General features: G+C 38.3%; 9 protein-coding genes. 1 reads left to right on the plus strand and 8 read right to left on the minus strand.

The genetic code is table 11. The features are described 5' to 3' along the window. Nucleotides 1-10: 10 nt before the first annotated feature. The 6 genes from BN3004_RS01915 to BN3004_RS01940 all read right to left on the minus strand — a co-directional run bounded on the left by BN3004_RS01915 (nt 11) and on the right by BN3004_RS01940 (nt 8,510). Nucleotides 11-511 (minus strand): hypothetical protein, encoded by a 501-nt coding sequence (locus BN3004_RS01915; protein WP_058259591.1) that lies wholly within the window; start codon nt 509-511, stop codon nt 11-13. Nucleotides 512-585: 74 nt separating this feature from the next. Continuing rightward, on the minus strand, nt 586-2,385 hold the full coding sequence (locus BN3004_RS01920; protein ID WP_058259592.1) for a sensor histidine kinase: 1,800 nt from the start codon (nt 2,383-2,385) through the stop codon (nt 586-588). Continuing rightward, entirely contained in the window at nt 2,375-3,061 is a 687-nt protein-coding gene (locus tag BN3004_RS01925; RefSeq protein ID WP_058259593.1) for a response regulator, read from the minus strand. Before BN3004_RS01925 ends, BN3004_RS01920 begins: the two co-directional genes overlap by 11 nt. 18 nt (nt 3,062-3,079) lie before the next feature. Then, complete coding sequence (gene ftsH / locus BN3004_RS01930; protein WP_082244042.1) at nt 3,080-5,302, minus strand: ATP-dependent zinc metalloprotease FtsH; 2,223 nt, start codon at nt 5,300-5,302, stop codon at nt 3,080-3,082. A 138-nt stretch (nt 5,303-5,440) separates the two neighbouring features. Next, on the minus strand, nt 5,441-7,225 hold the full coding sequence (locus tag BN3004_RS01935) for an ATP-binding cassette domain-containing protein (RefSeq protein WP_082244043.1): 1,785 nt from the start codon (nt 7,223-7,225) through the stop codon (nt 5,441-5,443). Further along, the gene (locus BN3004_RS01940) at nt 7,200-8,510 is read right to left on the minus strand and encodes an ATP-binding cassette domain-containing protein (RefSeq protein ID WP_148344894.1); all 1,311 of its coding nucleotides are present in this window, start codon (nt 8,508-8,510) and stop codon (nt 7,200-7,202) included. The genes BN3004_RS01935 and BN3004_RS01940 overlap by 26 nt, the downstream gene beginning before the upstream one ends. A 73-nt stretch (nt 8,511-8,583) precedes the next feature. Between BN3004_RS01940 and BN3004_RS01945 the strand changes: the two genes are divergently transcribed. Next, nucleotides 8,584-9,663: an IS30 family transposase gene (locus tag BN3004_RS01945; RefSeq protein WP_058259272.1), complete on the plus strand. Its 1,080-nt coding sequence runs from the start codon at nt 8,584-8,586 to the stop codon at nt 9,661-9,663. Between the two features lie 80 nt (nt 9,664-9,743). On the opposite strand, the gene BN3004_RS01950 is transcribed toward BN3004_RS01945, so the two are convergent. Further along, on the minus strand, nt 9,744-10,265 hold the full coding sequence (locus BN3004_RS01950; RefSeq protein ID WP_058259596.1) for a hypothetical protein: 522 nt from the start codon (nt 10,263-10,265) through the stop codon (nt 9,744-9,746). A 335-nt stretch (nt 10,266-10,600) separates the two neighbouring features. Beyond that, nucleotides 10,601-13,369 carry a phosphodiester glycosidase family protein gene (locus BN3004_RS01955; protein ID WP_196792457.1) on the minus strand — a complete coding sequence of 923 codons (2,769 nt, stop codon included), beginning with the start codon at nt 13,367-13,369 and terminating at the stop codon, nt 10,601-10,603. Nucleotides 13,370-13,512 lie beyond the last annotated feature (143 nt).

Below are 13,512 nucleotides of genomic sequence, written 5' to 3' on the forward strand. Positions count from 1 at the left end.
CTAGCTCCTCCTATCTCAAATTTTTTATTAGATCAATAGTTTTCATTAGTGTAATGCTTTCTGATAACTTATCTGTGTCAGTTAAGTATATATAGAAAACCTTCTCCGACTTCGCTGTGCTTACGACTATCTTGTTAAGCCCATTCATAAGGCTAAGCTTTTTGGAGAATATACCTAGAGATCCAACACTTATACTTGTATTTGATAGCTCTTCATATCCATCGTCCTTAATCACTTCTTCCTCAAAGTGCTTCTTAAAGTCATCAAGCTTAGGATACTTGTCCTTGTAGCTTTCAAAGTCCTTAAAGCTAATGTCCTTTAGGTAGTGTTTTATCTCAACATTCGCATTCTTCGGTGCACTGCCATTGATAAATAAAGCTTCGTCAATGGTAGAGTATATATCTTGATCAGGTTTTGTAACCTTAAATACATATGCATCTTTCGCAAAAGAAGATGATCCAATTGTGAATATGAAAAGGCATAAAATAAAGATTAAGACTTTCTTTTTCATACCTTCCCTCCTTATCTACATCTATTATAACATAGATGGGAGGGCTTTTATATTACAGTTGTATTAAATTGTTATTACGAATTTGTTTCTTTATATTCATCGATTAAGAAGGTAAATGTCGTGCCTATACCAAACTTCGAAGTGAAGACTATGTCTGCTTTGTAGGCGTTCGCCATCTCCTTGGCGATGGATAGACCAAGACCCGTTCCACCCATCTTTCTCGAGCGACCCTTTTCGACTCTGTAAAACCTCTCGAAGATTCTCTTTTGGTCCTTCTCTGGTATGCCTATACCATTGTCAATAACATCGATATGGATCTTACCTAAAACTGAATATAGTTTTACCTCGATGGTGCCTTCTTCATTCGTATACTTAATCGCGTTCGATATAAGATTTGTGATGATCTGTTCAAATGAGTCAGCGTCAATCAGCGCCTTAAGCGGCTCGCCCGCAATAGAGTAGATAAGCTTTTGCTTCTTTTCGTCCGCAAGTATCTTTAATTTATCAATCGCGTCCTTAACCTTATCATTAAGCACAGTGACCTTGACGTCCTCCCCGCCCTTGTAATCGATATTCGATAGAAGAAGTAGGTCAAGAACAAGTCTGTTCATCCTGTCCGCTTCCTTCTCGATAACGCCTAGGAACTTGTTTTGCATCTCCTCTGGCACTCCGCCCTCAAGTAGCGTCTCCGAGTAAGACCTTATGGCCGTGATAGGTGTCTTTAGCTCGTGCGAAACATTGGCAACGAACTCCTTACGCATATTGTCAAGCCTGTGCTCCTTAGTTATGTCTTGGAACATGATGATGATGCCGCCAAGACTATAGTCCTCGTTTTCGAATGGCGCATAAGTCATCTTGTAGACACCGCCCTTAAGCTCAATCTCCTCTTCGCCTTCAAGGGTAAATGGATTATCGAAATTAATCGATGAAAGCCCAATCTTGTCAAGGTTAAAGTACCTTTGCGTGTCCCTCTTTATGTCAATGTCAATAAGTTTTTGCGCAACAGAATTCGCGTGAATAAGCTCACCCTCGCTATTTAAGGCAATGATGGCCTCAGTCATATTTGTAAATATGGTCTCGAGCTTCTTTTGCTCAAGGTCCTTCTCGCTAATGGTCTTGTTTAATTCATTTGTAAGCGTGTTAAACATAGACGCCAGCTTACCTATCTCGTCCTTGCTCCTTACCTCAACCTTTTGAGTGAAATCACCCTCAGCAAGTCTCTTGGCCTTCGCAGTCAAGCTACTGATAGGTGAAACTATTGACGAAGCGAGTAAGTAAGCGATGAGTATCGTTACGAAAATCGCCGCCAAACTGATCATAGTAAGCAGCTGTCTCGCCTTCTTTACAGTCGCCTCAACCATCCTTGTAGAGCTGATTACGTAGACAACGCCCTTGACCTTGCCCTTCTCCGATACGACAGGGTAGCTTAGATGTACTTCGGCGTCTATTCCTTCGCCGATAATCTTTTCGCTTAAGTTACCCTTTAGAGCCTCAAGTAGCATCGCTTGATTGATCGTGTCAACATCATAAGCGTTTTTGCCCACTATTAGTCTAGTGCCTTCGTCGTTACCCGCAATAACCGATGGGTAGCTGTCGTTACTTATAACGTAGACAAGTTCGTCCGCGTTAAACCTATTCTCATCGATAACAGTCTGTATGTGAGTGACAGCGTCTTCGTCCGACCAGTTCTCCTTCGTAAAGTATCTTGAGGTCGAGGTCATGGTCTCAACCTGCTTTTTGATATCGTCCTTTAGGCCCTTCATTAGCTCAGTTTCAAGCCCTGTAACAATGAAGGCAGCAACGCTCACTAGGACAAATAGTACTAGCGACGCGTAGATGATGACAAACCTAAACTTTATCGAATTAAACTTCATTTGAGATGTAATAACCCATGTTTCTTCTTGTCTTGATGTATTTGTAGTCGTCTGTTAATTTCTCGTCAACTTTTTCGCGCACACGTCTGATAGTTACGTCGACAGTCCTTACGTCGCCGATGTAGTCGTAGCCCCAAACGTCCTTAAGTAGATCCGCCCTTGAGAATACTTCGTTAGGGTGCTGCATCAGATACTTTAGCACTTCAAACTCACGAAGAGTTAGCTCAACTGGTTTTTCCTTCTTAAATACTTGTAGTAGAGTCATATCCATCCTTATATCGCCTATGGTAATGGAGTTTTCAGTCGATTTACTCTTAGGCGCGCGTCTAAGATTCGCCTCAACCCTTGCAATTAACTCTCTTATGCCAAATGGCTTAGTGATGTAGTCATCCGCGCCAAGCTCTAGACCCTTGACTTTATCAGCTTCCTCTTCCTTCGCAGTCAGCATAAGTATAGGGAACTTATACTTTTGTCTTAAAAGCTCAAGCGTCTTAAAACCGTCCATCTCAGGCATCATGACGTCAAGTAGCATTAGGTCCGGCTCGTATTCATTCACCGCAAGCAGCGCTTCTTTGCCGTCGTGAACCGCCTTTGTCTCAAAACCTTCCTTTTGTAAATTGAACTCGATGATATCAGTTATCGTCGTTTCGTCGTCAACAATTAGTATATAACCCATGTCTCCTACTCCTTATTTTTATATATTACTATCCTCTTCTACGATTATGGCCTTGCCACTATCGTCATTTTTCTCATCTTGAGTATTTTCGTCTTCTTTAGTAGAATCGCTATCAATAGTAGCCTCACTATCTTTTGTAGAATCACTATCTTTAGTAGAATCGCTATCTTTAGTAGAATCACTTTCAATAGTAGATTCACTTTCTTTAGCATTTTCACTATCATTAGTGTTTTTACTATCTATACTAGCATCGCTATCATTAGTTTTTTCGCTTACTTCGCCATTTGCACCATTATCACCATTGCCATCACTATTAGCATTGTCTTCATTAAAGATCTTCATAAACTCTTCTCCGCTGATGGTTTCTTTCTCGATAAGGTATTTTGAAATCTTATCAAGCTTAGTCCTATTCTCACGAAGTATGCGTTTTGCTTCTTCATAAGCCTCTGCAATAAGGTTTTTGACGATATCGTCGACCTTGGCAAAGGTGTCTTGGCTCGCTGTAAGCTCGCCTGCGCCGCCTAGGTAGCGGTTTCCCTCGCTCATTAGGCTCATCATAGGGAAGTCGTCGCTCATGCCGTAGCGCATAACCATGTTTCTAGCGATGTTTGTAATTTGCTCTATATCATTGCTTGCGCCAGTCGTAATTACGCCGAAGACTATATCCTCAGCGGCTCTACCGCCTGATGCAGTAACCATCATATTGAAGAGCTCTTCCTTGTCCATAAGGAACTTTTCTTCTGTATCGGACTGTAGTGTGTAGCCGAGTGCACCCGATGTCCTTGGTATGATAGTGATCTTCTCAACTGGAGCGCTCTTCTTTTGAACAGCTGCGACTATCGCGTGACCAACTTCGTGGTAACTGATCATTTCACGCTCTTTTTTTGAGATAATCATAGTTTTTCTTTGGTATCCGACTATAACTACTTCAACTGACTCTTGTAAATCCTCTTGTATTACATAATCTCTTTTGTTTCTAACCGCTCTAAGTGCCGCTTCGTTCACGATATTTGCAAGGTCCGCGCCTGATGCGCCTGCTGTAAGTAGACCTATCTTTTTGAAGTCTACATCGTCTGACATCTTGATATTTCTTGAATGTACCTTTAATACGGCTATTCTACCATTAAGATCAGGTAATTCAACTGGTATACGCCTGTCGAAACGACCTGGACGTAGTAAGGCTGGGTCAAGTACTTCTGGTCTATTTGTTGCCGCAAGTACCACTATACCTTTTTTAGAGTCGAAGCCGTCCATCTCAGTAAGTAATTGGTTTAGAGCTTGCTCTCTCTCGTCGTTTGAGGAGAAAGATCCTTCACGTGACTTACCTATGGCGTCGATCTCGTCTATAAATATGATGCATGGCGCCTTCTCTTGCGCTTCTTTGAATAACTCTCTAACTCTCTTGGCCGCAAGTCCCACGAACATCTCTACGAAGGATGAACCCGATATGGAGATGAATGGCACGTCTGCTTCGCCCGCAACTGCTTGTGCTAGAAGCGTTTTACCTGTGCCCGGAGGCCCTACAAGTAAGGCTCCTTTAGGAAGGTTGGCGCCTATCTTGGCGTACCTCTCTGGGTAGTGAAGGAAGTCGACTATCTCTAGAAGCATCTCCTTCGCTTCTTCTTGGCCCGCAACGTCTTCGAATGTCTTCTTTTGCTGTCCCTTTACATAAACTTTGGCGCCCGATTTGCCGAAGCCAAATTTATCAAGGCCGCCACCCATATCCTTGAATAAAATTCTGGATAGAACGAGACCCATAATCAAAAATGTCGCTATCGGTAGTAGGAAGCCCAAGATTTTTACTAAGATCGATGGCTCTTCGATGATCTCGCTACCGAAGTGAACGCCCTTTGCCTCAAGCTTTTCTGTAAGGCCGTCGTAGTCCCACTCGCCTGTGATAAAGACTCTAAGCTCTTCGTCTTCACTCTTGCTTATGGCCTTGCCATCCTTATCTAATTTTGCTTTTTCAAATTTTAATTTCTTGCTATTGTCTTTGTCGCGAACGGCCACATAATCAGGCTTAAGCTGAAATACTATGTTGCCGCCCATCTTTTGTACCTTGTCAACAACGCCTTCGTCAATCGCTTCCAAAAAGGCATCGTAAGTGACCTTCTCAACATTCGGCTTCATGATGTCCTTCATGAAGAAGACGTTGAAGAAGTAGGCAATGATTAGTATAACTATATAGTAATAGACGAGAGACTTCTTAGGTCCCTTCTTGTCTTTATTGTTCTTATCCATGTTCTCACTCCTTTATTAAGTATATATACCCATTCGGCCATATACTTAGCTATTTTAATTTTAACACAAAAATTGTTTTTTTTCAATAAAGCAAGGCACAAAAAAAGTGACTAAGACTTGCTTAATCACTTATATAAATTAATTAAAATATTTTGCTTGCGCACTCCACATCTCTTTGTACTTTTCATTTCGTTTCAATAATTCTTCATGCGGTGCGCTATCTATAATCTTGCCGTCGTGGAATAAAATAACTCTGTCTGCAAATTTACAAGCGCTCATCCTGTGAGAAATGAATATGACTGTCTTGCCCTTCGCTGCCTCATTGAAGCTCTCGAAAATTTTCATCTCAGACTTTGGATCAAGCTTTGATGTCGGCTCGTCAAATATCAAGATATCCTTATCATTGTAAAGAGCTCTTGCTAGTGCAATTTTTTGGCTTTCACCGCCAGAGATATCCACACCATCTTCGTCAATGTCTGTGTATATATATTGTTCTAAGTCATAAGCTTTTTCAAAATTAGCGAGTTTTAAAACTCTTTCGCACTCATCAGCATTATAATTTTCACTTGTGGCAATATTTTCTCCAAGCTTAAATGAAAATAGATAAAAGTCTTGACTCACTACTCCAATATTTTTCGCAGTAAAATCAAGCGAAGGTACTTCGCCATCAATAAGAAGGATACCTTCATTTGCTTTGTATAAAGCTGTTAGCAAATTTACAAAAGTCGTTTTACCTGAACCATTTTCTCCAACTATTGCAATTTTTTCGCCTCGCCTTATTTCAAGATCAAGATTTTTTAGCTGAGTAATTTTTGAATCTGGATAGGAAAAGCTTAAATCCCTTACACTAATCAAAGTCTCTGTAAAATCTTTTTTCTTTACTTCAAATTTTTTATCAGATTTCAAATTAAGTATATCATACAAAATTGCTATTTTAGGCTCAAGTGCTTTTTCTTCGCCAATAGTTTTGATAAGCTCCTTTGCTGCTTCACAAAGTGCTTTAAAAGCACCATAGTATATTATAAGCTTGTCTACGCCAAAGAGACCGCCTTTTGCCTTAATGGCAAGCATAATTAAGAACAAGATTCCAAGCGTCGATAGCAAAAGATCATCCATACCTTCGCTAAAACCTGTTCTTCTTGCAATTTTCTTTCTTAATCCAAGACCACTCTTTACAAAATTCTCGTTTATATCGTCAAGTATAAAAGCCTTCTCATCATAAATTTTAATCTGCTTTAACGACTCGTAATCAGAGAGTAATCTCATGTAATAATCGTAAATCTTATATTTTTTCGCATAGGTCTCTCTATCGATTTCGTTCTTTTCTTCTGCCCTCTTCCTAAAATTGATTAAAGCATAAATAATTACTAGCATTAAAAATATTATTAATAAAGGAAAATATTTTGAGCCAAAAACTCTAATATCTACAGATTTTGATAGTGCTGGATAAAAGCTAATTAATGATACTATTGCTATAATAATGCTGATTATATTTACAGTAAAATTATAAAATTGATACATCGCTTCCATGTAAATGGTGCTCATGCCATCACTTTCCTCTTTGTGTCTTAAAATTTTGTCCTTTGTATCTTTAGCTTCAAGGTCCTTAAAATCTAGCAAAAACAATTTTTTTATAAGAATATTTTTTTCATTTGTATTTAAATAGTCGCCGTACTCTAACTTATAGTTTTCAGTGATGTTTTTAATATAGTGAAGTGCAAAGGATATTCCCGCTGCTGCCACAGAAAATTTTATTATAAAGCTAATTTCTCTAGCTTCGATTATAAATTTTAGTAAGTAGCCAGAGATGTAGACAAAGATAAAGGGCTCAGCTGCACATAATAAAGCATTTAGAAAAACTATTGGCAATATACTTTTTTTAATTTTGTAGATGTCTTTATAAACTTGCTTCTTCATTTTCATTCTCCTTATAATACTTAGCTTGCATATCAAACATAGCTTTGTATTTTCCGCCTAAGTTCATAAGCTCATCATAAGTTCCAAGTTCTGCAATGCTTTTGTCATCTAAGTAAATAATTCTGTCACAGAACCTCGTTGAAGTAATTCTGTGTGAGATAAATATCGCCATCTTATCCTTAGTAAAGTCTTTGTACTTTAGATAAAGTTTTTCTTCAGCAATCGGATCTAAAGCTGATGTTGGCTCATCAAGTATCAATAAGTCGCTATCTTTCATAAGAGATTTGATGAATAAAAGCTTTTGTGTTTCGCCGCCAGAAAAACCTTCTACCTTATTATCTTCGATATTTATTAGCTCAGTATCCAAGCCGTTTTCTAGTGAATTAAATCTATTACTTAAATCCATCTCATCAATAAGCGTTTTTGCTTTAGACCTATCTTGCTGCTTATCGTCCAAATTATTAATAAGCGTAGTTGGCATCAAGAAGTAGTCTTGGAATAAAGCACTTATCCTCTTGTAAATGGACTTTTTATCGTAAAGATCAATATCGATGCCATTGATTAAAATCCTGCCGCTGCTAGCATCAAAAAGCTTTGTAATAAGCTTAATAAGAGTTGTTTTGCCAGCGCCATTCTCCCCAACTACGGCGATTGACTCACCTTTTTTGATAGTAAGATTAATATTCTTTAAAATTTCGTTATCCTCATCATATGCAAAAGAAACATCTTCTAGTTTTATCTCATCTATTGACTTTAAAATAATTTTTTCAGTATTAAGATCTGCCTTGTCATGAACAAAAGTCCTGTACTTGTCGCAAACAAGAGAAATTCTCCTAAGCGACCTTATATGACCTGAGAAATTATTTAGCCACTCTGAAAAACCAACTACTAAGCTTAGATAAAAGATAAAATTCGCTGCACTTATCTCTCCATTAAGAACGCTCTTTGTAAGTAAAACGTAGGTAAATAAGTCTCTGATAAAGCCAAAGATGCCTTCGACTAAAGAGACTCTATTAGCTTTTTTAGTCCATCCGCGAAGAAGCGTGTAATATGCTTTTGATATCTTATCTAGGTGATAGACTAGCCATGAAAGAGCATTGTTTAAGCGAATCTCTTTTTGTGCGCCATCATCTAAAGAAACTTTATACATATAATAGTGCCTTGACTCTTCCTGAGCCATATCGTCAGTGATTTTGTCTCCATAAAGCATAAGCCTATCTTGGAAATAGGCTGTGACAAGTGCTGAAATTAAAATAATTATGACGGAAGATTGTATAATTAACTTAGCCACCAAATAAAAAAATCATGTGTACATATGGTATAGTATTAGTAACAAACAAAAAAACAACTATACGGAGGTACACATGACTCATATAAATTATACCATAGAATTTACAGAACGCAAGAAAAATTCACATCTATCACTACATGAAATGTCATTAATACAGGCATGGAAAATAGATGGACATAGCAACAGAGAGATAGCAAGAAGGCTAAATAGAGCCCCGCAGACAATAAACAACGCAATAAAGAAAGGCACAGTAAAGCAAAAGAGAATAATAAAAAGTAATAACAAAACATATACTTACTACGATGAAAAATACTTTGCCTTAACTAATTATGAGGTATATATAAACAATAGATCTTCTTGCGGAAGAAGACCAAAATATATAGATATAGTCGAATTTCTTAAATGGGCAGACAATAAAATGTTAAAAGATAAATGGTCTCCAGATGTATGTGTTGGATACGCAAAAGCAAATAGACTCTTTCCATCATCAGAAATACCATCAACAAAAAGCCTCTACAACTGGATAAATAAGTCACTAATGAAAACAAAAAATATAGATCTACTAGAAAAAGTAAAGAGAAAAAACAAAAATAGCACAAGAAGAACAAGACAAAACAAGAAAAAGCTTGGCATATCCATAGAAGAAAGACCAGATAAAATACAAACAAGAGAAGAATTCGGCCACTGGGAAATAGATACAGTTATAGGTAAAAAGAAAAAGACAGATCCAGTACTACTTACATTAGTAGAAAGAAAAACAAGATATGAAAAGCTGATAAAAATACATGGAAAAACACCCGATGCAGTAGACATTGGACTTAAATTCTTAAAAGATAATGCGCAGTTAAACAAAGAAATATTTAAAAGTATAACATCAGATAATGGTTCAGAATTTTCAAGCTTATCAGAATTAGCAGAATATGTAGATATATATTTTTGTCATCCATATACATCATGGGAAAGAGGAACTAGTGAATGTCAACATAAATTAATACGAAGATTTATACAAAAAGGCACATCAATAGAAGAAGTATCAAAAGAAAAAATATACAGAATAAACGAGTGGATGAATAATTTGCCAAGAAAAATCTTTAATTACAAAACTGCAAAAGAAGAGTTCATAAAGGAAATAAAACAGCTTAAAAGTATCTAGTTTAATAAAAATAAATACTTTTAAGCTATACTATACATTTAGTCTATATGATGTCTGGGTGGCTAACTTATTGTTGCAATTTATAAAATAATTATGACTAATTTATAGCTAAGAAAAGAAAAAATAATTGCATAAGCGAAAAAGCCTAAAAAAGATGTGATAAGCTTAGAAAGTCTAATCGCAGACCAAGCACCATCAGCTTGTTCTCCTTCAAAAGCAAAGGACTTCGACCTTTCAAACAAAGCTTTTTGCTCTGCTGTTTTAAAATCAAGTAGATCCTTATCCATAAGAGCAGAGATAAGGTCTACACCGTAGAGCATACTAACCTTAGTTTGGAAAAAATCATTTCTAGTATCCATCCAGGTGTTTAAAATTTTTAATAAAATGTAAAAAATAAATAAACTGATTAAACTTAATATAAATTGTTCAGCGTCAAGACCTTCGATAATCGCTGCTGTTATCGTTTTAAGTATATATGCATCAAAAAGCGGTATTATTATTGTAACAATAGCCGACAAAAATACAAGGATAGTTCCAAAACTATCTTTCTTAAACCAATTTTTAATTAAAAACTTAATATTGCTAGAAAAACTATAATTCATTTTTATCCTCTATAAGTAGTTCATTGTCTATTAAATATTTAAGCAATGAGCAAACATCATTATGAACTTCTTCTTGTGAACAGCAATCATATGTATCTGCTATAGCTTTTTGAGATACTGCAATCAAATCTTCTAAATTATCTGATTTATTATAATCTTTATATAATTAATCATAATATATTAACTATAATATGTCAAGCTATTACTTTTTTATATTTTCTTTAATTTTCAAGACATATCTTATGCTACGCAAAACATATTCCCACAAAAAAAAGAACTGCTCTCACAGTTCTTTTCATCTATGTCTATACTAAATTAATGGTCTCTATACCATATTAATAGTTAGCGATAGTGTATGCACTTGCGTTTGGATTGAAAGTGAATTGCACGTAGCTCCTCTTAACTAGGTCGGCCTTTGTCTTGATAGGCTTGTTGAAGACGTTAATGTATCTAACCTTGTCAAGCACTTTGACTGACGCTTCGTTTGAGCCGGCAACGACGTAGACGTTTTTACCCATGTCGGCAAGCTCTTTAAGCTTCGCGTGAAGTAATTCTGCTTCCTTCTTGTCAGTGAAGCCGCCCTTGCCAAAGACAGGGCTAGTCATAGTCACAACAACGTTCTTTTGCGTGATGTTCTTAAGGCTGCCTGTGATGTAGGACCACTCTTTTGCGTCGGAAAGCCTTAGCGACCTCTTAGAAGTATTTAAATTTAGTATAAAGGCGTTTGTCGTAGCGCTTGTCGAGAAAACGTTTCCATTCTTAAGAAGGTTCTTCGAAACTGCCTTCTTCAAGACGCTGTCGTAGTTATTAAGCGTAATGCCTGTGTCAACTTTATTCATCTTATTGATTATGGCAGTCTTGGTGCCTGCAAAATTTTTGTCTTGATTAGCATCGTAGCCTGTAACCACTAGGTATTCGCCGCCACGAGCCTTTGCTAAGAAGCCTTTTTGACTATCTGCCAAGACGGATGAATTGTCGATGGCGTTTTCAAATTTGTGTTCATATAATAAATCGATTACGTCGACCAAGATCTTTGACTTGACCATGGCAGAGTTATTGGAGCTGCCAATGTAGATGTTTAGTAGGGTATATGGATACGCCTCGTTGTCAGGAATTTCTGCTTCAAGGTATCTGTAGTCACTAAAGTTAATCTTTTCAGTGAAAGTGATTTGTTCAGCAAAGCCTTCGCTGTCCTTGATAGTCGCCTTAAGCATGGCGCCCTTCGCATCTCCCTTGACCCAGATGCCAAGCCTCTTTGGTTTACCTTCTAAAACAGGAGCCTTCTTGAAGCTTATATACGCAGCTCTCGAGTCATCAAGCTTTGAAAAGTCGTAGTTAAGCTCAACCGCTCCGCTTCCTTGCTTAGCGTCCTTAGAAATTTTTAGGCTAGCAGCCACTTTGTCAGCTGGGAAGCTCGACGCCTTAATATTGTCAAGGCTCTCAAAATCAAGTAGCGGCTTTGTATTGAAGCCAATAGTTACTGGGATGTTCTTATAAGTATTTTTATAGCCCATAGTGATGTAGCCGTAGCCAATATTATTTGATGCAGTGAAAACATTTCCGCTCATCGCACCAACCTTGCCCCAGATGGAGAAATTAATGTTCGAAGTCGGTATCTTCGCGCTGCGGCCTTGATTATCAAGACCAATAATATCTTTTATAGTAAATTTATCGCCAGGTTTTGCGTTTATCTTCTCAGTAGAACTCCTTAGCTCAACCGGCTCTGAGTATACTTCGATGTTTTTCGTATCGCTTGCACCTTGGTAAGTGACCGTGATTTGTGAAACGCCTTGACTAGCGCCAATGAAACTACCTCCTGCACAAGATGCACCATTCGTAGCGCTTGCACTTACTGCATTTGCATCGACTCTAACAGGATTGTTGCTTGCGTCGTAAGCTTTAATACTGTAGCCTACTGGTACGCCAGGGAAAGCCTTATCAGTATCAAGCTCAAGCTCAATTCTTGCTGCAGCGCCTGGATTGTCATTTGAGAAAACGCCAACGCCCGATACAACCGCTCTTGGAGTGCCGCCCGATGGCTTGTTGATGATCTCAGCCGAGTCCATCGCCTTAGTCTTTTTGACCATGGTAGTCGATCCGCCGCCATCAAGGTTCATCGCGTTGTAGCAGCCGAAGCTCTTGAAGAGTTCGCCGAATTCCTTTTGAGTAAGACCTGCATAACCATTCCTTCCGTCAACAGTGATGATGACTATCTTTGAGCCGTCTTGAGTGACGCCGATACCAGTTCTTGGGTGCCTGCCTTTATTAACAATATTAGTTTGCATTGCTACGCCATCTTTTAAGATGATCGAGCCGCCGCCCATAGCGAATTTTAGACCATTGTGGTCAACATTTGAAGTCACTTGTAGTTCAAGCGGAGTGCCTAGCGTTAGACTTGCTAGAGGCGAATCATTTTGGCTAAGTACGTAGCCATCTTGAGGGATATCAAAAGGCTCGCCGTTCGTTCTAATGTCGGCAACAACGCCATTAACCACAAGGATTTCAGTCATGTTCGCAGCCTTTGCGCCGAAGCTCTTCTTGCCCCAGTCCCTTGTTAATAGAGAAAGGTACTTGTAGCCGCCGTAAGCCTTGTTGTAGCCGCTAACGTGGTACTTTGCGCCAGTTAGCTGATTTAAGATGTCAACAGACTGAGTGATGTAGCCCACATGCGAGTCGCCAGCACTGCTTTGGTAGAAGACAGGCAGATTGTTCTTGCCCTCTTGAGCCGAGCTGATAAGTTTGCCGTCATTGACAATAACGCCAAGCGTCGATGGATGCGGTTGGTAGTTGAAGTAGTCGCCGTTAACACCAGCAACAGCGCCACTTACAGAGACCATGTCCTTAACATTCGACCTGTGAGATACACCTTCAGTGTTAAACATCGCCTTGATCTCGTTCATGCCGCTTGTCGCGTCAATCGTCAAGACATTTAAGTTTTGCCAGCCCTCAGAGGTAAACCTCTCGATATTCGCGCGATGCACGCCGCTCGCCAAATACTCTTCCTTTCTTTCTTCGTTAATTATATAAGCTAAAGAACTTTGACTTAAAATCGAAAATGCAAGCGTTGCGCTCAAAGCGATACTTGCTATGCGTTTAAATTTCATTTTATCCTTCCTTTCTATCATACGTCTCCATTATATAACAAAAACGATTAACTTTGTTAATATTCATGCAATTGTAACTATTTTGAAATATTGAGAATGGTTTTGTCAGACGCCTATTAAGATAAAATAAAAATATTGTAAAT

Source organism: Fenollaria timonensis, assembly GCF_001457835.1.
Lineage (GTDB): Bacteria > Bacillota > Clostridia > Tissierellales > Peptoniphilaceae > Fenollaria > Fenollaria timonensis.